The sequence below is a fragment of the Psychrobacillus sp. FSL K6-2836 genome (assembly GCF_038003085.1).
Taxonomy (GTDB): Bacteria; Bacillota; Bacilli; order Bacillales_A; family Planococcaceae; genus Psychrobacillus.
Genome location: NZ_JBBOOM010000001.1, coordinates 1,512,465 through 1,534,489 on the forward strand (window position 1 = coordinate 1,512,465; position 22,025 = coordinate 1,534,489).

General features: G+C 36.2%; 22 protein-coding genes and 1 pseudogene. 6 read left to right on the forward strand and 17 right to left on the reverse strand.

Translation table 11 applies throughout. From position 1 onward, the window contains the following. The first annotated feature begins 35 nt into the window (after positions 1 to 35). Positions 36 to 1,376: a YjiH family protein gene (locus tag MKY37_RS06950; protein ID WP_340775278.1), complete on the forward strand. Its 1,341-nt coding sequence runs from the start codon at positions 36 to 38 to the stop codon at positions 1,374 to 1,376. A gap of 17 nt (positions 1,377 to 1,393) precedes the next feature. Here MKY37_RS06950 and MKY37_RS06955 read toward each other — a convergent pair whose 3' ends face one another. Continuing rightward, positions 1,394 to 2,353: an L-threonine 3-dehydrogenase gene (locus MKY37_RS06955; RefSeq protein WP_340775280.1), complete on the reverse strand. Its 960-nt coding sequence runs from the start codon at positions 2,351 to 2,353 to the stop codon at positions 1,394 to 1,396. A gap of 164 nt (positions 2,354 to 2,517) precedes the next feature. On the opposite strand from MKY37_RS06955, the gene MKY37_RS06960 reads away from it, so the two are divergent. Next, positions 2,518 to 3,159: a hypothetical protein gene (locus MKY37_RS06960; protein ID WP_340775282.1), complete on the forward strand. Its 642-nt coding sequence runs from the start codon at positions 2,518 to 2,520 to the stop codon at positions 3,157 to 3,159. Positions 3,160 to 3,385: 226 nt separating this feature from the next. Here MKY37_RS06960 and MKY37_RS06965 read toward each other — a convergent pair. The 14 genes and pseudogenes from MKY37_RS06965 to MKY37_RS07030 form a co-directional block, all read right to left on the reverse strand. Next, positions 3,386 to 3,811, reverse strand: a pseudogene (locus MKY37_RS06965) (transposase); the annotation flags it as partial. A 513-nt stretch (positions 3,812 to 4,324) separates the two neighbouring features. Then, positions 4,325 to 5,131 (reverse strand): hypothetical protein, encoded by an 807-nt coding sequence (locus MKY37_RS06970; RefSeq protein ID WP_340775285.1) that lies wholly within the window; start codon positions 5,129 to 5,131, stop codon positions 4,325 to 4,327. Further along, positions 5,124 to 5,663 (reverse strand): sigma-70 family RNA polymerase sigma factor, encoded by a 540-nt coding sequence (locus MKY37_RS06975; protein WP_340775287.1) that lies wholly within the window; start codon positions 5,661 to 5,663, stop codon positions 5,124 to 5,126. Before MKY37_RS06975 ends, MKY37_RS06970 begins: the two co-directional genes overlap by 8 nt. A 152-nt stretch (positions 5,664 to 5,815) precedes the next feature. Beyond that, positions 5,816 to 6,274, reverse strand: coding sequence for an NUDIX domain-containing protein (locus MKY37_RS06980; protein WP_340775290.1), 459 nt, complete (start codon positions 6,272 to 6,274; stop codon positions 5,816 to 5,818). 332 nt (positions 6,275 to 6,606) lie between these two features. Then, on the reverse strand, positions 6,607 to 7,797 hold the full coding sequence (locus tag MKY37_RS06985; RefSeq protein WP_340775293.1) for a glycine C-acetyltransferase: 1,191 nt from the start codon (positions 7,795 to 7,797) through the stop codon (positions 6,607 to 6,609). 135 nt (positions 7,798 to 7,932) lie between these two features. Continuing rightward, positions 7,933 to 8,994 (reverse strand): hypothetical protein, encoded by a 1,062-nt coding sequence (locus MKY37_RS06990; protein ID WP_340775296.1) that lies wholly within the window; start codon positions 8,992 to 8,994, stop codon positions 7,933 to 7,935. A 77-nt stretch (positions 8,995 to 9,071) separates the two neighbouring features. After that, on the reverse strand, positions 9,072 to 9,719 hold the full coding sequence (locus tag MKY37_RS06995; RefSeq protein ID WP_340775298.1) for a YczE/YyaS/YitT family protein: 648 nt from the start codon (positions 9,717 to 9,719) through the stop codon (positions 9,072 to 9,074). A gap of 88 nt (positions 9,720 to 9,807) precedes the next feature. Beyond that, positions 9,808 to 10,290, reverse strand: coding sequence for a Cys-tRNA(Pro) deacylase (gene ybaK / locus MKY37_RS07000; RefSeq protein WP_340775300.1), 483 nt, complete (start codon positions 10,288 to 10,290; stop codon positions 9,808 to 9,810). 18 nt (positions 10,291 to 10,308) lie between these two features. Further along, positions 10,309 to 10,980, reverse strand: a complete 672-nt coding sequence (locus MKY37_RS07005) for a hypothetical protein (RefSeq protein WP_340775302.1) — start codon at positions 10,978 to 10,980, stop codon at positions 10,309 to 10,311. A 522-nt stretch (positions 10,981 to 11,502) separates the two neighbouring features. After that, positions 11,503 to 12,036 (reverse strand): thiol-disulfide oxidoreductase ResA, encoded by a 534-nt coding sequence (gene resA / locus MKY37_RS07010; RefSeq protein ID WP_340775304.1) that lies wholly within the window; start codon positions 12,034 to 12,036, stop codon positions 11,503 to 11,505. A gap of 26 nt (positions 12,037 to 12,062) precedes the next feature. Next, positions 12,063 to 12,479 carry a disulfide oxidoreductase gene (locus tag MKY37_RS07015; protein ID WP_340775306.1) on the reverse strand — a complete coding sequence of 139 codons (417 nt, stop codon included), beginning with the start codon at positions 12,477 to 12,479 and terminating at the stop codon, positions 12,063 to 12,065. Beyond that, on the reverse strand, positions 12,457 to 13,107 hold the full coding sequence (locus MKY37_RS07020) for a DsbA family protein (protein ID WP_445323020.1): 651 nt from the start codon (positions 13,105 to 13,107) through the stop codon (positions 12,457 to 12,459). The genes MKY37_RS07015 and MKY37_RS07020 overlap by 23 nt, the downstream gene beginning before the upstream one ends. Positions 13,108 to 13,156: 49 nt before the next feature. Then, on the reverse strand, positions 13,157 to 14,005 hold the full coding sequence (locus MKY37_RS07025) for a M56 family metallopeptidase (protein WP_340775311.1): 849 nt from the start codon (positions 14,003 to 14,005) through the stop codon (positions 13,157 to 13,159). A 3-nt stretch (positions 14,006 to 14,008) separates the two neighbouring features. After that, positions 14,009 to 14,422, reverse strand: a complete 414-nt coding sequence (locus tag MKY37_RS07030; protein WP_340775313.1) for a BlaI/MecI/CopY family transcriptional regulator — start codon at positions 14,420 to 14,422, stop codon at positions 14,009 to 14,011. Positions 14,423 to 14,583: 161 nt separating this feature from the next. On the opposite strand from MKY37_RS07030, the gene MKY37_RS07035 reads away from it, so the two are divergent. The 4 genes from MKY37_RS07035 (at position 14,584) to MKY37_RS07050 (ending at position 19,998) form a co-directional block, all read left to right on the forward strand. Next, positions 14,584 to 16,773 carry a DNA topoisomerase III gene (locus MKY37_RS07035; protein ID WP_340775315.1) on the forward strand — a complete coding sequence of 730 codons (2,190 nt, stop codon included), beginning with the start codon at positions 14,584 to 14,586 and terminating at the stop codon, positions 16,771 to 16,773. Between the two features lie 251 nt (positions 16,774 to 17,024). Next, positions 17,025 to 19,019, forward strand: a complete 1,995-nt coding sequence (locus tag MKY37_RS07040) for a sensor domain-containing protein (RefSeq protein ID WP_340775317.1) — start codon at positions 17,025 to 17,027, stop codon at positions 19,017 to 19,019. Positions 19,020 to 19,264: 245 nt separating this feature from the next. After that, positions 19,265 to 19,657, forward strand: a complete 393-nt coding sequence (locus MKY37_RS07045; RefSeq protein WP_340775321.1) for a MarR family transcriptional regulator — start codon at positions 19,265 to 19,267, stop codon at positions 19,655 to 19,657. Beyond that, positions 19,657 to 19,998, forward strand: coding sequence for a DUF3147 family protein (locus tag MKY37_RS07050; protein WP_340775323.1), 342 nt, complete (start codon positions 19,657 to 19,659; stop codon positions 19,996 to 19,998). The genes MKY37_RS07045 and MKY37_RS07050 overlap by 1 nt, the downstream gene beginning before the upstream one ends. Before the next feature lie 78 nt (positions 19,999 to 20,076). On the opposite strand, the gene MKY37_RS07055 is transcribed toward MKY37_RS07050, so the two are convergent. Both MKY37_RS07055 and MKY37_RS07060 read right to left on the reverse strand, forming a co-directional pair. Next, complete coding sequence (locus tag MKY37_RS07055) at positions 20,077 to 21,381, reverse strand: DUF4179 domain-containing protein (protein WP_340775324.1); 1,305 nt, start codon at positions 21,379 to 21,381, stop codon at positions 20,077 to 20,079. Then, positions 21,374 to 21,892: a sigma-70 family RNA polymerase sigma factor gene (locus MKY37_RS07060; RefSeq protein WP_340775326.1), complete on the reverse strand. Its 519-nt coding sequence runs from the start codon at positions 21,890 to 21,892 to the stop codon at positions 21,374 to 21,376. The genes MKY37_RS07055 and MKY37_RS07060 overlap by 8 nt, the downstream gene beginning before the upstream one ends. Positions 21,893 to 22,025: the final 133 nt, after the last annotated feature.

A 22,025-nucleotide genomic window follows, 5' to 3' on the forward strand; every position in this document is an offset into this window, starting at 1 on the left:
AATAAATATTCAAATATAGAAAGTTGGTCTGTTTCATGAAAAAGTTTTCCTTATCCACATGGCTTTTGTTCTTACTCCCGTCTATAGCGGGTGTTATACTTTTTATGATTCCTCTACCATTTGATGGTGGATTTAAAATACCGATTGCTTGGCTTGCGAGCATTCTTTCAACAGTACTTGAGCCTGTTGTACAATGGCTTGCATTGGTAACACTTTTAATCGCTGCAATAGGTTCGATCATTTTTCTTTTCCAACCGAAAGAGGATACATTTTTCAATAATCTGTTCAAAGTAACTCCTTTTTGGACAGTAACACGGATTGTTGGTGCAGTGTTTTCCATCTTAATCATTTGGGAGATTGGCCCAGAAGCAATCTGGAGTGAAAATACAGGTGGAATGTTATTAAGTCCAACTGGATTAGTGTCCTTCTTATTTACCATTTTCTTGTTCGCAGGATTGTTGCTACCTCTTCTATTAAACTTCGGATTACTGGAGTTCTTTGGTACGATGATGGTGAAAATTATGCGTCCGTTATTTAAATTACCTGGTCGTTCCGCAGTTGACGCCCTTACGTCGTGGGTTGGAGATGGTACAATCGGGGTATTACTTACGAGTAGACAGTATGAAGAAGGCTATTACACAAAGAAAGAAGCAGCAATTATTGGTACTACCTTCTCTGTAGTTTCGATTACGTTCTGTATTGTTGTATTAGATCAAGTAGGTTTAGGTAAATACTTCCTTCCATATTATTTAACTGTTCTACTTTGTGGTATAGTTCTTGCGTTTATCATGCCAAGAATTTACCCACTTGCTGGAAAAGAGGAAATACATATTGATGGACGTCCACTTGACTTAGAAGCAGAAAAGTTCCCTGAAAATTATAATGCTGTTACACATGGTTTAGAAAATGCATTAAATACAGCCAATAAAAACCGCTCGATTAGTAAGTTTTTCGTTGATGGTATAAAAAACGTGGTGGATATGTATATCGGGGTTGCACCTGTAGTGCTTGCATTCGGCACAATTGCATTAATGCTTGCAGAATATACTTCGGTATTTGCTATTTTAGGCAAGCCATTTGAGCCCTTACTTATGCTTTTCGGAATTCCAGAAGCAGCGGCAGCAGCACAAACAATGGTTGTTGGATTTGCAGATATGTTCCTACCATCTATTCTTGGGGCATCTATTGAATCTGAAATGACTCGTTTCTTTATCGCTACGATGTCCGTAACTCAGTTGATCTATATGTCTGAGGTTGGTGGATTGTTACTAGGTTCGAAAATTCCAGTTAATTTTAAAGATTTACTCGTTGTTTTCTTATTACGTACGCTTATTTCATTCCCAATCATTGCAGCGGTAGCACATATATTGTTTTAAATAAAAAGCAGCGGACCTTATAAGGTTTCCGCCGCTTTTTTTGCTGCCAGTTTAGTTAACATATCCTTCGTCATTGCATCTAAATCGTATTTATACGAAAAGCCCCATTCTTCCTTCGCCGCTGTTGCATCGATAGAATCTGGCCAGCTATTCGCTATTGCTTGACGAACTGGATCCACTTCATAGTCCAGTGTGAACGTCGGTATTTCCTTTCGAATAGAAGCTGCAATTTGCTCAGGCTCAAAGCTCATTGCTGTTACATTGAATGCGTTACGGTGGATTAGCTTACTTCCATCTGCTTCCATTAAGTCTACAATCGCCTGTAGCGCGTCAGGCATATACATCATATCCATATATGTTCCTGCATTAATATACGACGTGTATTGTCCTGTTTGTATTGCCTTATAGTAAATATCCACCGCATAATCGGTCGTTCCACCACCAGGTAAGGTTTCATTGGAGATTAGTCCTGGGAAACGTACTCCGCGTGTATCTACTCCAAACTTATTAAAGTAATAATCACATAGTAGTTCACCAGATACTTTGTTCACACCGTACATAGTTGTTGGACGCTGTAGTGTGTCCTGAGGTGTGTTTTTTTTAGGTGTAGATGGTCCAAATGCTCCGATAGAGCTTGGAGTAAAGAACTGCAAACCAAGTTCCCGGGAAGCTTCTAATGCATTCACTAACCCACCCATATTCAAATTCCAGGCAAGTAAAGGTTTTGCTTCAGCTGTTGCTGATAAAAGAGCAGCCATATGGATCATCGTATCCGCATTGAAATCCTTCGCAAGCTGATACATTTTTTCTCCGTCTGTCACATCTAAAATTTCAAAAGGACCGCTTTCCGATACAGGTGAAGCTAAATGTCTAATATCTGTTGCTAGTATATTTTCTGGACCATATTCTTTTCGCAATTTGGTTATTAACTCAGACCCGATTTGTCCTAAAGCTCCGGTAACCATAATCTTCTTCATAAAATCTCCCTTTCAAAAACATTTGTATTTTTGAGAAGTACACTAAAATCATTCAAACCATTGATATTACTAGTCTTTCATGAAAGTAATTATACAATGTTCATTCACTAAATACAACACCTCAAGTTAGAGAGTTTTGGTATAATGAAATAAAGGAGGATTTTATGAGACTATTACCATTTATATATATATTTATTTTTGGGGTTGTACTAACAGTAGCTTTGCTATTTATAGAGCTACCATTTTACTTGATTTATAGTGTAATTATTGTAGTATACATCGTATTGCTCGTTCTACCTCTAATGTATACTGTATATAAATCCAACAACCTAAAAAAAATTGAGCGCTTTTTGGAGAGAAATAAAAGAAAGCCTATATTTGCTTACGCACTTGCAGTAAAGACTGGCAATCGTGAAGAAATAATTGGTGCAATTCAGACGATTTTAACAAAATACAAACAGCCATATATGCAAGAAGTGTATAAAACAAATTTAGCTTTATTTGAAAACAATATATCGCTGTTTGAACAGCTTGCTAAACAAATAAGTAAAGAACCACTTCATACATATTACATAGCCTATTCAAAAGCACTGAAAGGGAATTTTGAAGGAGCACACTCTTTAAAGGGGAAATTGCCTGCTGGTTGGATGCCCTATGCAATAGATGCAATCATTGCTAAAGAGAAAGGCGACTTGAGTGCTTTTCGATTAGCAGCTGAGGAGAGCATTCACTTGGCTAGAGGAGTTCAGAAGTTTAATCTTGTGTATTCGTTTGAATGGATGGGGAAAGAAATCGAAATAAACTAATAAAAACCAGGCAAAAAGATGTTCGGTCCTTTAAGTTCAAAATCTGTTTCTAGCGTTTTCAGTAGGCTTTGGACAAACTCTTTGCTATATTTTTACCGGTTGATTCTCTTTAAATGAGGATGGGACATAATTAGTTTCAGTTTACGCAAAAAAAGAAATTGCACAGTGCGATTTCTTTTTTTGCATTATTTTGAAAATATCCGACGAGGCATTATCCTCGTATCGCTTATTTTCTTAAATTTGTGGCCATGAATGCGAGCCCAATTTCATTTTCAACCTTCGACTTTCCACGAACGGAAAATCGCGTGAAACCTAAATTAGCCTTCAAGAATCCAAAAACTGGATACACGTCCATTTTACGTTGACGATAGATAGCTGCTGTTACTTCTTCTGAAAGCTTTTGTTGTACATATTCTTTATGCTGTTCCCATTTTGTATTCACTGCGAGTTTGCGATTCGTACCTTCACTAGCTTTTGTACAGAATGCACGCAGTGGGCAATCTGTACAGTCTTCTCATTCATACGTTTTAAACTGTCGCGTGAAACCTGTTTTATCTGTGCACATTGTGTTGTATTGGAAAGTTAGTTTTTTCTCATTCGGACATGTGTACGTATCCGTTTGTCCATCGTATGCCCAGTTACTCGTTTTGAATGGAGATTAACTGAATATAGAAGAAATATTAGTTGTGCGGAGTGAAGGCGGCGACTCCCAGGGACAAGCGCGTGGGAGAGACTACAGGCTCGACCCGTGCCCCCAGGAAAGCGTCCGCCGTAACGGAGAACAACGGCTACGAAGTAGACATAAAAATAAAGCAGTTCAAATTTTGAGGTGGGTTTTGTCCCAGCCTCATCTTTTCTCGGTAATCTTATGGTGTTTTTCTGACCGTCGTTCTCCTTCAACTGCAAGAAAAAGATTAAGTACATTTTGGGTAACTAAAGAAAAGCTACTTTCCTACTCATAGAGGGGATGACAGTCTAAGTACGCGACATCTTGTCGCGACGACTACCTGACCCGCGTCGTGCGGGCCCCGAAGATGCAATTTCGTTCGCTATTTCTTTTCTTTAGTTGACACTTACTATTTCTCTTTATTTCCACTAGTAAAAAAGAAAATCTACTATCTTTATCCTATATTACTGACTGTGAGTTATCAGCGTTTTTTTCGTACTATTTTGTCTCTATCGTTAAGTTTTCCACTGTGGTCCCAACTATATGAAAAAGGTATAGATCCTCGTAAGCTCCATCAAGAAAAATTGTTTGATTTAAAGTATGTTTCCCTCCATCTGCTAAGGTTACAATAACCTGAAATTCTACTTTTCGATGAAACTCACTACGTTCAACCTCCACCTTAGTAGTCAATGGAAATTTACTTAGTTGTTTTGATATAAGGGTTCCTTCGAATTCTTCTCCATTCATCACTAAAAATTCAATAGATTTTAGTTTAACATCTGATTCGTTTACAACTTCAATAGCTAGTAAGTTACTTAAATATTTTTGTGTACTAAATACATTTCCATCCTCATCCTTTACAAGACGTGGCGCTATTTTTTGCAACGTCATTAAATGCTCTTTCCCACTGTATACAAAGTACTGGTCCCCTTCTGTTTTCACCGAGATGTTTTTGTACACTGTTGAATCTGGAGGATTGGTATAGTAAGGATTGGTAGAGATAGTCAACTCATTGTTATAAAAGTGCAATGTATGTTGTGAGTGCCTTTGGTTAACAAAGTGTTGTTCCTCTAAATCATGTTTTGCGGTTATATAATCAGCGGATTGCTTATCATTCATATAAGAGAGCCCAAGAATGGAAGATACCGCTAGAAATAATATTATTATAATTGCAGGTGCAAAATTGACCTTCCTCTTTTTGTTTACACTTAGCCGAACTACAGCTTTTTGATGCTCACCAAAATTTTTCTTATGAAACACGGTATTATTCATTGCTTTGCGTAGACCTTTTAGTTGTTCATCCATGTAAATCCACCTCCCTCAGCATTTTTTCAAGCTGCTCTCTCCCTCGTTTAAGTCTCGTTTTCACCGTGTTTTCATTGCAGCCAAGTATAGAAGCAATTTCCCTAACCCCTAATTCTTCGTAATAATAAAGTAGAATAACAATCCTATATTTCTCTTTTAGGTTTAATACAGATTCCGCCAGTCTGGTGTCATTCTCTTTTTCAATAAGAACATTCTCCACTAGAGACGAGGAAGGCGCTCTCTCTGGCAACTTTTCTACCAAAAACACTCGTTTAAACCATGATGTTTTATAATAATCTTTGGCACGATTTATCGTGATTTTATAAATCCAAGCCTTGTAAGAACGAATGGTATGTCGCTTATGAAAATCTCTATAACAGTTAACGAACACATCCTGAACAATCTCTTGAGATCTCCCCCAGTCCTTTGTGTATGTGTAAACTAAATTGGTTAAAGGTTCCCCGTATAACTCCATCAACTCATTTAGCCATTGATCTTTATCTTCTTCCATAGCCAATATCCTACCATCCACATTTTCCATCCTTTGGTTTCACTTCCTTTCCACCCCTAAGACGACTAACACAATGAAAGCGTTTCAAAAAATCATTCTTAGTTTACTAGACATAAAAATAGCCATCAACGTAAGTGATAGCCCTGTAGTGCATTGGTTGCTGAAATCGCAGCTCAATTAATATCCCCAACATAAATAGGAGCTTTCCCATTATTTAAATAAGAAATTATATGTACTCTCAATGCTTTTGGGAAAAAATTATGTTCCATTAATGACTGTATAGATAGCCATTCTATCCCTACTTGTCCTTGGTCTGGTATTACACCGTTTTCAAATCGGTCCCGATCAACGCTACATAAAAACATAAATTCTATTTGATGATATTTACCATGTTTTGCAGATAATTCATGGTTTTTTCCGATATATTCACGTACAAATAATAATTCACCAATTGTAACCTCCGCACCCAACTCCTCCATGCATTCCCTTTCAATTGTTTGCTGAAGATTCTCACCTGGCTCTTGACCTCCACCTGGCAAAATATAATATGTTTCGTCGTTTTCATATAATTTAATCGTCAACAGTTTATCGTCTTTGATTATAACTGCCTTTGCAGAGTTTCTCATAAACATTTTTTTATCCCCTTTTTTTATATACCTATAACTAATCATTCTTCTTTCATCATCTTTAAACCTTCTTCCACATAAAAAACAGGCTGGGACAGAAGTAGAAATTTTATTGGATAAGGAGAAACCTTTACTAAATAATGGATATTTAATAAAATTGATTGGAATGGAGGGGCGACTCCTACGGGAATAGCGTGACGCCTGAGACTACAGGCTCAGGCCACGCCCGTGGAAAGCGTCCCTGGAATGGAAATCAATTTTGTGCACAGCAAAAAAACAGCATTTTTCTCACAGAGAAAAATGCTGTTTTTGGGTTCTGTCTCGGCCTCTTTTTATAATTATTTAATTACCCCAAGCTCCCTACCAACCTTCTCGTAAACAGCTATGGCTTCATCCAACATTTCTTTTGTATGAGCTGCGGTTGGCATGTTGCGTACGCGACCTGTTCCTTTTGGTACAGTTGGGAAAACAATAGATTTTGCATAGACACCTTCTTCAAATAGTCGTTTGGAGAAGGCCTGAGTTAGTTTTTCGTCTCCGATAATACATGGTGTGATTGGTGTTTCGGATGCACCGATGTCAAAGCCAAGTTTCGATAAACCTGCTTTTAAGTAGTCACCGTTTTCCCAAAGCTTGTCGTGCAATTCAGTGGAATCGATAATCATTTGAACTGCTGCCGTTATTGCCGCTACATCACCAGGTGGTAATGCTGTGGAGAATAAAAATGGACGTGAACGAACCTTTAACCAGTCGATTAAATCCTTTTTACCCGCAACGTATCCACCTACGACTCCGATGGCCTTGGAAAGTGTACCAATTTGGAAGTCGATTTCTTTTTCTAAACCGAATTGCTTCACGGTTCCCTTTCCTTTACCAGTTACGCCTGAGCCATGTGCATCATCTACATAAGTGATTAGATCAAATTCCTTTGCAATTGCCACGATTTCTGGAAGCTTTGCAATATCTCCATCCATGGAGAAAACACCGTCTGTAATTACCATTACTTTATTGTATTGTCCAGACTCTGTTGCTGCCTTTGCTTTTGCACGTAAATCATCCATGTCAGAGTGATTAAACGGGATAATTTTCGCACGTGACAGTCGACATCCGTCAATAATAGATGCATGGTTTAGTTGGTCCGACAGTATTGCATCGTTTTTGTCCATCACTGCAGAAATTGCTGCCATATTACAGTTGAAGCCTGATTGGTACGATATAGCAGCTTCTGTTCCTTTGAATTCAGCTAGCTTTTGCTCTAACTTCACATGAAGATCCAGCGTACCATTAATCGTACGTACAGCTCCTGCTCCAACTCCATACTTGTCCACTGCATCTTTGGCAATTTGTTTAAGCTCTGGATTTGTCGCAAGTCCTAAATAGTTATTAGATGATAGATTAATGAGCTCAGAGCCTTTTACACTTATTTTCGCCCCATTTGGACCTTCTACAGGGTCGATTTCATTATATAAACCTTGGCTTTTTAATTCATTTAAGTTTTCGGATAAAAAGTTATTTAATACGTTAGACATGTTCTTCATCCTTTCACGGGTAATATTCTATTCTATCTTACCATGCAAAAGGGATTGAGGAAAATAAAGCAACTATTAAAACCACCGCAGTGGTGGTTTTAAATAGTTGCTTCTGTTAGTTGGAATCACTTGTATTCATCTAATCGTTTCAAGCATTTTCTCCTGCAATTCACTCCACTTATCCTCTTCAATGGCTGAATCGTACAGCATCTTGATCATTTTGGATTCTCCTGCGTACGTACATAGATAATCTTGAGCAAGCTCCATTTCGCTTGCATAACGATTTCTCACTTCTGCTATTTTACCCTCATCTAACATTGTTTTGTCTATATGTTGGAAGAAATCGATAATTTCATCTCCATTGCGCTCTGGCTCATAGACATGAGGGCTTGTCGCATCCACAACACATAATTGGAGTTCTGGAATCACTATCCCGTCTACACTATTTGCATCAAGTCCACACCAAATATACCGAACATCCAAACCATGCAGTTTTGCTACTTCACCAAACTTCTTCATAAAAGAAGATTTCCCGCTACCCGGTAACCCCTTTATATACAATCTAGTTTTTAAATTTTTTGAAATAGACTCTAGTGTATCCTTGGCCCCAAGTGGAGTAAGAGAACCCATTAAACGATGTGTTACCTTTGGATTCTTTTGGAGTTGAATATTACCGATATTTTTCTTTGATCGCTCTTCAAGCAATTCGTTTATCCCGTCCCAGCTGATGGCTACCTGTATAAGCTGTTCCCATTCATCATGAATTTTTTTTGCTCTGGATAATGCTTGAAGTCCTTTTGTTAGCCATATATCATTACTAATCTGCTTTTCTTTTACTATTGGACCTATCTCACGGAGTTTCCGATCATTATACGTTTCATAATAGGGAACCCATTCATGCCCTGCTCCATAATAAGTGGGATCGACAGTGTCAGCTTGTACGTAGAGTGTTTTTGTTTCATTTATATATATACCCTCCAACAGATCCTCATGCATTGGATCATAAAACCACTCCATATTTTTACCACGACGTACTGCCGTATAGCCTATTTCCTTAAATATGTCTGTCAGTCGATAGGTAGTCGGTCCTTTAAAGAAATATACTTTGTTTGCTTCTTGAATAATTTCCTTGTAAAAGCTTTTCACACCTTGTCCTGTATATGACCTTCCCATATAATGAGTAATTATCCCGTTCATAGCATCATCCTCCCTATCATTCCTTCAAGAAATACTATATGCACCATACTAGTAAAATATGAAAAAGAGTGCGAAAATCAGGATTGATTTTCCACACTCTTCTTAACATACGGCAATGTATAACCGGAGATCTTATATAATAGCTTTTGTGACAATGGCAATGAATAGTGAACTATCTGACCAAGCAATAAAGCAATAATAATAGTACCTAATCCCACTGGTCCACCAAGTGCCCAGCCTGCTAGCGCCACAATTATTTCAATACCGGTACGCACCTTTTTAATACTCCAGCCCGTTTTCGCCATGAGCAGCAGCATAAGAGAATCGCGTGGACCCGCTCCAACGTTTGGAGAAACATACACCCCTACACCCACTGCCGTTATAACAATTCCAATAACAAATATAATTAGTTGACCTATGTAACTTGTGATATCAGGCAATAGCCAGTTGAACACATCAATAAAGGACCCTATAAAAAGAATATTTAACCATGTTCCAAGCTGTGGAAATTTCTTCGTTCCAATCATCGTGATCAACACAATGATAATACCCGTCAAAATTGCCCAAGAACCAATAGTTAAACCTAGATGATTATATAAACCAACATGAAATACATCCCATGGTCCAATTCCAAATCGCTGTCCCTTTATGGTCATCGAAATTCCCAAAGCCATCGTTGTGACTCCACTAACAAAAAATATCCAACGCCAAACTAATTGCTTCATATTACTTTACCTACTTCCTGTTTCTCGAAAACCAATAAAAGTCTCCAATATATAGTAGGTCAATTATAACGATGTTTTAAAGAAATGATTACATTTTAATAATTGTTGCAATTCGACCATTCGTGAGTTGAAGCAAATCTTGGACGCTTAGTTTTACCTGAAGACCGATTTTCCCACCACTTACAAGGACGAAATCCAAGTTCTCTGCACTTGAGTCTATCCATGTTGGAAATAGTTTTTTCATCCCAATCGGGGAACATCCACCTCGAATATATCCAGTCGTCGGTTGCAGTTCTTTCAGCGGTAACAACTCCACTTTTTTCTCCCCTACCGCTTTAGCTACTTCTTTTAAATTCAACTCTTTATGGACAGGAATAATACAAACATAATATTTATTGGTTCCAGCAGTAACAAGTAATGTTTTATATACAACTAAAACGGGGTAGCCTATTTTATCCGCTACAGTTACCCCGTCTACTTGATCGCCAGTAAGCTCATATTCAATTGATTCGAACGTAATTTTCTGCTGTTCTAATTTACGAACTGCATTCGTTTTTAGTTTTTTGCTCATATTCGTGAGTGCCCTTTCTTAAGCTATACGGAAGAAACTTGGCTGTTGGTCTGTAAATCCATATTTTTTCATGTGTACTTGAAATGCGTATTTCGCAATTGCTTGTTCAATAAACCTTCTTTTTTGTAGATTCTCGCTCAGAACTTTAGGAGATTGAAAGTCCGATTGAACAGAACGATTGGATACTGCTGCCTCATCTTCTCTTTGCCTTTTAGCTTCAAGTTCAATTTGTCTAGTCGCTTCTTGGTTTAGTGTAATTTGCGACTGGACGTTTTGAATTTTCGCAGTGGCATTAGCCGCTAGCCGTAAGTCTTGTGGAGTCGGTTCATCAGTAGCAAGAGCAGAACTTCGAACTTTTTCCAATAGTTCAATCGTTTTTTCGGGTGTTGGTCCTCCAATTGTTTGCACAGGCAAAGTAGGTCCTTTAATGTCTAGCATATTTTTGTTTTTCTCTATTTGCTGGTACTCTTTAATTGCTACATTCATTTCAGCGGAAACGCTTTCTTTTTCCTTATTTCCAAGTAACAAATCCTCCAACTCTGCTAATGTAGGATTTTTTTTAGGCTCATAATACGCAGCATTTTTACGATAAGCTTGTCCTACATCTTTTCGGTTAAAGGCACGCTTTCTTTGCTCTATCTCAGCCATTACATTGGAGGCACCATTACCAGTAGCTCTTACAAATGTCATCTCTTCCACCTCTTCCCATATAGTTATCCTTCTTAACATTTTACCATTTTCACAAAATATTCAAACTTACTATTGTCATAAAGTAAGTACGCACAAAGGCTCAAATTAATTTTTATGAAAATTAAGCGGTACTGAGTCTTAATAACTATATAAGAAAAATCGGGCAATAAAAATCCCCGGTCCTTTAAGTTCAAAACCTGTTTCTATCGTTTCCGAAGGGCTTTGGACAAACGTTTTGTTATAAGATTACCGAGTGAATTTTTAGTGATAGAGGCTGGGACAGAACCCCAAAATTGATTTCCATTTCAGGGACGCTCTCCACTGCAATCAATAGAATGTGTAGTACGCAGGTTATAAGATATTGCATAGCCTATCGCTTAGATGATAATAGTAGTCAAAGTTAATATAGTGATAATACCGTTTGTTGAAAGGACATTTTTAAATACTTATTCTTTAAAAAATATGCCTCCGACGTTTCTTTTTCGGAGGCAAACTCTAACGTATTAAGATTTATCGATCAAATTAAATAGGGATAATTTGTTCCATGTATTCCTTGATCATTTCTTCGCTCATTTCCCCGGTGATGACTTTCTCAATTTTACCTTCAGGGTTGATAAGTAACGTGGTTGGCAAAGGATTAATCTTGTAAGTTTCCATCACACTTTTGTTGTCATCGATAAGTACTGGAAAACTTAATCCTTTGCGATCTATAAATTTTTGAACGGCAAAATCAGACTCTCCTATATTTACTGCCAATATTTCTAGTCCTTGGTCTTTATAAACTTGATATTGTTTATCCATTAGTGGGAATTCTCTTTCACATGGTTTACACCAGGTTCCCCAGAAGTTTAAAAAGACTCCTTGGCCTTTATAATCGGATAGTTGATGTTTTTCTCCATTCATATCCACAAGGGCAAAATCTGGAGCATCATCCCCAACCTGTATTAACGCGGTTCTCTCCTTCGTTAAATTTGTATAAATAGTAAAAACAATCGCCACTACCATAAAAGCTAAAATAATTGTACGCATGTAGAAGCGTTTTTTCTTTTTATCCATCTTAGATCTGTCCCTTCTTTAATGAATTACTTGCGTTTGCCTAGCACTAGCATCATCCCAGTTATTAATGTGAATGCAATGAGTGCCAGAAATGGAATTGTTACAAAACCAAACAAATTAATATATTGTCCGGAACACGGAACTCCGTTTGTACATGCACTGAACTCACTTAAAGAAGGAATTTTCTGCAATGCATAATGATAACTAGACACTAACATCCCAATCACTGACAACGGGAGAATATACTTATAAACTTTTGCGTCATTTTGGTAAAAAGCGATACCTAAGAAAATGACAAGTGGATACATCAAAATTCGCTGATACCAGCAGAGCGTACATGGTATAAACCCCATCCGCTCGCTAAAAAATAAACTACCTACCATCGCTATAATCGATGTTATCCACGCTAAGAGTAGCGGCTTATTTACCATCTTTAGACTCATCTACCATTTCCACAAAGTCATCCATTGTTTGTCCAGTAAATTCTTTACCATCAATATAAATTGTTGGCGTCGAATTGACACCTAGATTATTTGCCGTACTCATATCTTTATCCCAAGCTTCTTTTGCTTTCCCTTCACTGAAAGCAAGCTTCACTTTTTCAACTTCTTCCTGAGTTGCAACTTCTGCTAAAACCGCACTCAAAAACTCCTCTGACATCAAATTCTCTTGTCCAGACTCGTTAGTTTGATTTGCGAATAGGAGATGATGGAACTCCCAAAATCTTTCATTACCTAGTTCCTGGTAAACAGTTTCCCCAAATTGAGCCGACGTAGTTGAATCTGCTGCGATAAACGAATAATTCATAAAGTAAAATTTCGCTTTCCCTGTTTCCACTAATTCTTGGTTGATCATTGGAAGGAGTGTGTTATTAAACTCCCCACAGTGTGGACATTTATAATCACCAAATTCAACTATCTCAACTGGTGCAGACTCTTCTCCTAGAAATGGTTGCCCCTCGTAATCTATTACTACTGCATCTTCTTTAGCATTCGTTAACATAACTATGGCAATAAGACATACTGCCACTACACCGATGAACCAAAATAATTTCTTAGACAAATAAAACACTCCTCTGATTAAGTTAAAACTACATTATGTAGTGTAATTGGGTAAAAATTTACGCAAGAGCGTAAATAAAAAATACACATATTAAAATAAATATTGCCAATGACAAAAATGCTTTTTTCAATGGAACCTTCCACTGAACATCCTTTAATGGATCTAACATATACTCAATCCGGTAATTTAAAGATGTGTCCGCAAATGATGCATAAGCAAATGGCATTTTTTCTTGCTTGCCAACCTTTAACATTTTCAATAATGCACTACCCAAGTTTACAGATGTCTCTTGTTTTTTTATAGCAAACTCATCTGCCAATACTTCCTGAATGATTCTATATTGATGATTGAACCACTTTAGAATCGGGATATACCCAATTGTGGATGCGCAAAGTGAAAGTAAAAATATTTTCAGTGGATCACGATTTTCCTTATGATATATTTCATGAGAAACGACAGCTTTTAACTCTTCATCTGTTAGTAAGTTTATCAACCCTGTCGATATAACAATCTTAGGACAAATAAATCCCATTGTTATTGCTATTGGTGCAGGATTCGAAACGATGAGAAAATCTTTTTTCTTACTACCATATGTTTGGTTCATATTATTCGTAAGCAAATTATCTTTATATTGCTCAAAATGGTTTTTTAAGCGTGAAGCATAGAAAAATTGAGATCCTATATGCCAAATGGAAAATAAGAACGTATAGATTACGAGTGCATCAAGCACATATTCAAGCGAAGAGAATCCGATTGCTTTCATCCAACTATGACAAACTTCCACAATATTAAATTTGACGTTCCAGCCAGCTAATAGAGATAGGACATATAAAGCCATTTGGATAAAAATTGTTCCCGAAATGACAAGTGACAAGAAAAATATAAAAGATGATTGACGTTTAGACATAAACTACATTTCCTTTTTCAATTCTTTAATTTTTTGCTCGAGCTTTGCAACAAGATCATCATCTACGTCTTCTAGCGCATCTAGCATATGACTGACAACAACGTTTCCGAATTCATCCATTAATTCATTTGTCATTTCCTTTGACTGCTCACTTAAAAACTCTACTCGTGATTGAACTGGTTTATAAAGAGACGATCTACCCTCTGCCCGTTTCTCCAGAATCCCCTTTTCAACTAATCGGTTCATAACCGTCATAACCGTATTGAAATTGGTCATCTTTTCCTTATCCAAAACTTGCTGAACATCTTTTATCGTCATTTCCACGTCATTCCATAAAATATCCATAATTTTCGCTTCAAGAGGTCCAAAAAAACGATTCAATCCACTTTCGTTAATTTTAAATTTTCGAATCAACATGATTTATCCACCTCACTACTCATTGTAGTGTGAATTAGTTTTTCAGTCAATAAAAGTTTACTATAGAGTCCCATTAGTTTTCCACTGTATGTCTATCACTGCAAACGTTAATATTGTATGATATATTAATTTTTAATGGTAGTTCGAAGGGATGTTATAAAATGAAGAAAAGTGTAGTAATTGCAGAGAAGCCCTCTGTAGCTCGAGATATCGCAAATGTACTGAAATGTCATAAAAAAGGAAATGGTTTTTTAGAAGGTGACAAATATATCGTCACATGGGCATTAGGGCATTTAGTAACATTAGCAGATCCAGAAAGTTATGATGCAAAATATAAAACTTGGAATTTGGATGATTTACCAATGCTTCCAAATGACTTAAAGCTAGTCGTTATCAAACAAACTGGCAAGCAATATAATGCGGTCAAAAGCCAATTAGTACGTACAGATGTAAGTGATATTATCATTGCAACCGACGCTGGTCGTGAAGGTGAATTAGTTGCCAGATGGATTATTGAAAAAGCAAAGGTAAACAAGCCAGTTAAACGACTTTGGATTTCATCAGTTACAGATAAAGCTATTAGAGAAGGATTCCAAAATCTAAAGCCAGGAAAGGCTTATGAAAACTTATACCATGCAGCAGTTGCAAGGTCTGAGGCTGATTGGTATATCGGACTAAATGCGACCCGTGCACTTACTAGTAAATTCAATGCACAGCTTTCTTGCGGACGTGTGCAGACTCCTACTGTCGCTATTATTGCACAAAGAGAAGATGAAATACGAAATTTCAAACCAAAAACATATTACGGAGTGGAAGCACATACGGACCAAAAGTTAAAGCTTACATGGGTGGATAAACAAACGAATGACTCCAGAACATTCTCTAAAGAAAAAGTGCAACAAATTGTTTCCAAAGTGGATAAAAAGCAAGGGACAATCGTAGAAGTCGATAAAAAACAAAAGAAAAGCTTTGCTCCTCAGCTCTATGATTTAACTGAATTACAACGCGATGCCAATAAAATATTTGGTTATTCAGCAAAAGAAACGCTTGGCATTATGCAAACTTTGTATGAGCGACATAAAGTACTAACGTATCCTCGTACTGATTCAAGATATATTTCGAGTGATATAGTAGAGACACTTCCAGAACGTTTAAAGTCATGCGGCATCGGGCAATATAGACCTTTTGCAAATAAAGTATTACAAAAGCCTATCAAAGCGACCAAAGCATTTGTAGATAACAGTAAAGTTTCCGATCACCATGCAATTATTCCAACTGAAGAAACAGTGATCCAATCTAACTTTACAGACAAAGAACGTAAGATTTATGATCTAGTTATTAAACGCTTTATATCAGTACTTTATCCTCCTTTTGAATATGAACAAATTACGGTCAAAGCATCAATAGGAGATGAAATATTTGTAGCAAAAGGAAAAACGATTCTTTCTTCAGGTTGGAAGGAAGTTTATGAAAATCGTTTTGATGAGGACGAAAATACGGAAGACATGAAAGAACAACTACTTCCTAGCATAAACAAAGGCGATAAATTATCTGTTAAATTAGTAGCAGAGACTTCTGGTCAAACGAAAGCACCTGCTAGATTTAATGAAGGATCTTTACTAACAGCAATGGAAAATCCAGCAAAATATATGGGTACACAAGATAAGGAACTAGCAAAAACACTAGATAAAACAGGTGGCTTAGGAACAGTAGCTACAAGAGCGGATATTATTGAAAAACTATTCAACTCATTTCTAATGGAGAAAAAAGGGAAGGATATTTACCTAACCTCCAAAGGGAAACAATTGCTTGAATTAGTTCCAGAGGACTTGAAAACCCCTGCCCTTACAGCTGAATGGGAGCAAAAACTGGATGCCATTGCAAAAGGTAAATTGAGTAAAAACGTATTTATCAATGAAATGAAAACTTATACAAAAACAATTGTTAGCAATATCAAAAATAGTGATAAGAAATTCAAGCATGATAATATTTCAACCAAAAGCTGTCCAGACTGTGGTAAGCCTATGCTTGAAGTGAATGGAAAAAAAGGAAAAATGCTAGTTTGTCAGGACCGCGAATGTGGCCACCGCAAAAACGTAGCAAGAGTAACCAATGCTCGCTGTCCACAATGTAAGAAAAAACTGGAATTGCGCGGTGAAGGTGAAGGCCAAATCTTCACTTGTAAATGTGGATATCGTGAAAAACTTTCCGCTTTCGAGCGTCGCAGAAAAAATTCAGGCGGTAAAGTCGATAAACGCGATGTACAAAAGTATTTAAAGAAACAAGATCAAGAGGAAGAACCTGTAAACACTGCACTTGCAGATGCATTGAAAAAATTAAACTTAAAATAAGGTAAATCAGCTACACATCAAATTCCTATAATAAGGATTTGATGTGTTTTTTTAAAAACTGATTATAGAATTCTTAACTTTCCGTTATTTTTCATTAATTTTGTCCTCTTTTTACTATAAAATATTGTAAGTATATTATATTGGATCACATTTTCACAATTTATTTGTGATGACATTACTTTTTTCTCACAAACTTTAGTCAATAAATGATATTATTGACATAGTAATATGGAACTTTGGAGGTGAAATAGTTGGATGCAATTCATCCTTTTACAAAAACAATATTAAGCACGTCGGAAGATTTAATCATCGTTCTGGACGAAACCGGCAAGATATTAAATAAGAATAATGCGTGGAATAAGTTTAATCACACGAACGAATATAACCAACTTATGACAGAAAATTCTAGCTTCATAGATTTATTGGAGTCGACTCATAACTACGAGCAATTAGATTCTATCCAACAGATACTACGTGGTGAAATTGATGAATTTCAAAAGGAATTTACTGAACTTATAGAAGAAAATCAATATTGCTATTTATTTCATACTTACAAATTGAAGCTTTCTTCGAACCAAATAGGTGCAATTATTATTTATTCGGTATATAAAAAGCATGTCGTATCGAATTCAGAGACGACTAGCATTTTAGAAAGTATGACAGATGCTTTCTTTTCGATGGATAAAAATTGGAATGTTACCTACATAAACCAGTATGGAAAAACCTTGTTAAGCAAAGTGCATCCAAGCTTTAACTATTCTAATTCCGAAAGCCCATCCATAATAGATACGGAGTTTTACCCTTTCCTCCAACAGGTTATGTTGGAGAAAAAAACTCAACAGCAGGAAATTTACATCCCTTCTATACCTACTTGGTTCGAGGTAAAAGCCTACCCCAGAGCTGAAGGGGGATTGTCTGTATTTTTTCACCATATAGCCGAAAGAAAAAATATAGAAAAGGATTTAAGAAGTCTTGCTTATTATGACTTTTTAACAAACTTGCCTAATCGACGAATGACTTACGATATTCTCAAACACAAAATAAAAAAAAATCAGTCTTTTTCCTTTTTTTACATAGATTTAGATGGTTTCAAATTAATAAATGATATGTATGGATATGCACGAGGGGATGCACTCCTTGTAGAAATAGCCAAGTTTTTTAACCAAAGTATGGAGATCGATAAAGTAGTTGCACGTGTAGGTGGCGATGAGTTTGTTATATTTACAGATGAAGTAAATAAGGAACAGCTAAGCGTTATAGCTAATAAACTGATTCAAGATTTCCAACAAACTTCCGAATCCAAATCAGTGCCCTCTATTCCACTAAGCCTTAATATTGGAATTTCAAGATATCCTATGGATGCACCTGACACCGATTTACTGTTTCGATACGCTAATATTGCTATGTATGATTCTAAGAAACGAAATGTTAATAACTTCAGTTTCTTTGAACTCTCCATGATTGAGGAATTAGAAAGAAAGGTAAATATTGAAAATGAATTACACGGGGACTTAAGGGATACATCTCTTCATTTTGTTGTACAGCCTCAATTCAATTCTATAACAAATGAAGTAATTGGTATAGAGGTACTCACTCGTTGGATTCATCCAAAATACGGATATATTACACCCCCAGAGTTTATTGAAATTGCCGATAATAGTGGAAGAATTGAGGAACTAACGAAGTATTTAATCAGCGAGGTGTTTTCAAAAGTTTCTAGATGGATTCAGGATTATGGATTTGATAGACCAGTAGCTATTAATATCACTCCAAAACTACTTGGAAATAGACAGTTTTTTAATGATTTAATTCATTTTATCCAGTATTATAGAATTCCACCCCAAATGGTCGATATTGAAATTACAGAAAATGCAAACTTAGAAACTGATCAAAATATATTAGAAAATATTGCATTTTGTAGAAAGCATGGAATTCGCTTATCTCTAGATGATTTCGGGACAGGATATTCAAAGCTAGCAGATCTTGTAGATTTTCAAATAGATAAATTGAAAATCGATAAGTATTTTGTGGATAAGATTGGGAAAGAAACAAATGCAGAGCTCATTCTACATACATTTATGAATCTTGCCAAAGGATTAAAATGCGATGTTCTCGCTGAAGGTGTAGAATCAAAAGAGCAGGTCGATTATCTGAATACTCTTGGTCTAACATACTTCCAGGGCTATTATTTCTCAAAACCTATTTCTTTCGATGAATTTGAACAGAACTACTTAAAAGACAAATAATTATAGACAGGTGAAGGAAAAGTGCATTTTCTTCACCTGTTTTTTATGCATATTTATCGAACAACACTAAAGTAATTTTATCGAATGGAAAGGAATTAATACTATTCATTTCCATTGTAGTGGAACACTTTCCGTTGACGATGCCAAGTCTCCTAAGGTCAATATGATAATGACCAAAAAATCCTCCTTTACTTATATCGTATAACACGATACAATCCGTTTATACGATATAAATGGAGGTTGCTATGGAATTAAACAAATATTTTACGGATATTTATTATTATTTACATCCTAAACATCAACAAATCATTTCTCACCAAAGTGTTCGTATACTGCAAATTATTCAAAAAGAAGAATTAGTTACAGTCAGTGATATAGCTATTGCTTTAAATATTTCTCATAATACTGCATCTGAACATGTGAAAAAGCTTGAATACAATGGTTGGGTTATAAAAGAACGACTGAAAGAAGACCAACGAAAAGTCTATTTACAATTAACGACAGTAGGATTAGAGGTAGTAAAGCAAAATACAGAATTAGACGACATAAAATTGCAACAATCATTATTAAAATTATCGAGTGAGGAACAAGCTTTGGTGTTAAAAGCTTTCCGGATATTGAGTGAGGTAGTCAAATAATGTGGTGGATGAAAATCGTTAGCTCAGCTTTTATCATTGCTTGTGTGACAGAACTTGCAAGAAGGTTTCCATTGTATGGTGGAATTATCGCTGCCCTTCCCCTTATTAGTTTAATGAGTATTTTTTGGCTAACTTTTCAAGGGGAAACAAGCAGAGAAATTCAAACCTTTACACTAGGTGTACTTGTTGGATTACCTGCTACAATTGTTATGCTACTTGCAGTTTATATGATGTTAAAGAACTCATTTCCTTTTGTATTGGCGATAATAGTGGGCATCCTATCTTGGGGAGTTTTTCTTGGGATACAAAAATTAGTTCTTGCACAATTTAATATACTATGAATACAAAAACCTCCTGTCAAATGAATTGATAGGAGGTTTTGACATAATGGTGAGTGAAATAATAAGGTTTTATAGCTTCTATTTTATTTGAATGGAAACAGAGCCTTCTAAGTAGTTGGGATATGCAATGAAATCTAGTCTAACGGGGTTAATTATATCTTTTTCATTTAAAGTATTTATAGAAAGTTGTTCTTCGTCGTTGCCCCGATTACTTTGTTCGGGTATATCAACTATCTCGCCTTTAGCGTTTTCACCTTGAGAAAATAAAGAGTACATATGATTTTCTCTAATTGGATGATATTTAAGTTCGATAGTATTGCTGCTTATGTTCAATACTTCTACTTTTCTAAGGGACGGTTGCTCCAAGATTTCCTTTTTTGCAAAGTCTACTAGCAAGTAACTTTCCTCTTTCGGGAGTGCCTGCACTTTATCGAATTTTAAATATAGCTCTTTAGGCTCCTTAAAATAATTACTTTGTAAAAAGTACGTTCTTTCTCTTTTTGCATTTTCACCACGACCAGATATTCCACTCTGAATTGAACTCCATACTTCGCCGTTTTCATCCTCTAATCGCATATCCTCAAACTGTAATATTTTCATTTCGTTTTGTTTATTAAATTCTAATGTTATAGATACTCTCAGTGGGTATACCTCAATTTCTTTTACTTCAATTTGTTGACCATCTATCTCGACGGTTTCATTTAACGTATATATTTTCCCTTGCTTAATGTCATTATTGAGTGTGAAGGGTACGTTAAAAGAAGTAATTTTGTTATCTTGCTCCACTTCAAATTGAACTTCAAGGGCATTACTTGTAAATTGTTCTGGTTCAACAAATACAAGACTAAATTTGTCTACTTTTCTATTTACCTGTTCCTGGTCTGGTAAATTATAACTACTAGACGCTACTAACTCCTTGCCATTATTAAATAACTTAACCCCTGGGTAATCCATTCCTTCAAGTGAGTAAGGAGCCTCCAATGTGTAAAATATTTCAGCACCTGTTTCATCTATAATAATTCCATCTACTGTAAACGTAATATCATTTTTGACTTGACTTTTACCGATAGCCTCATAATAATCATTTTCCACGATTGCTTCGATGCCTTTATCGATCTGAATAAGATGAACGAACCTCTCCATACCTGGAATGGTAGAAATTGCATTCGCGAATGCCGGCGATACACGAATAGAAGTCACAAAGGTTAGAATTAGAATTGCTGCAACAGAGAAAGCCCATAGTGTCTTTTTACGTTTTCGCTTTTTGTTTTTTGCTTGGAGTACTCCCTGTTGAATAGCATCATTTACGAGCTGTTCAGGTATATCAACTTGTTCTAGTCTTTTCCTAGTTTTATCAAGCATTTCTTCTTCTATTTCATACATGGTCTGCATCTCCCTTCTCCGATAGAAAATCTCTAAGTGACTTGAGTGCTTTATGAAGCCTTGACTTAACAGTGCCTTCTGGAATTTTTTCTAATTCTGCTATTTCTTTGATTTTTGTATTTTGAAAATACTTTAGAAATATGAGCTGCTGTTCACCGCTCGTCAAGGATGCTATTGCTTCGTTGATCTCTAAGTGAGTAGTGTCTTCGCTATGGCCAATCTCCTGTACTATTTCGCTTGAGCTATATCTTTTACTTTTTTTCAACTGATCCTGACAATAATTCATCATAATCCGAACTAGCCATGTTTTCACGTAGCGCGGTTCTTTTACTGTATGTATTTTTTGATAAGCTCGAAAAGTTACTTCCTGCATCGCTTCAAGTGCATCATGTTCATTTTTTAAAAATGCAAAGGCTGTTCGATATAATGTATCTTTATATAATTGCATTACCTGTAAGAAAGCTTGTTCATCTCCTTTAATTGCTTTCTTAGCGATCTCTACTTCTTCCACTCTGTCACCCCCCTTGTTCTGTTATACATTAGACATCGCAAAGTCGAAAAAGTTCATTTAACATTTGAAAACTTTGGTTACTTGCGCTCACCTGCTTTTACTTGCTCTTTGGATAAATTTACTTGCTCTGTTT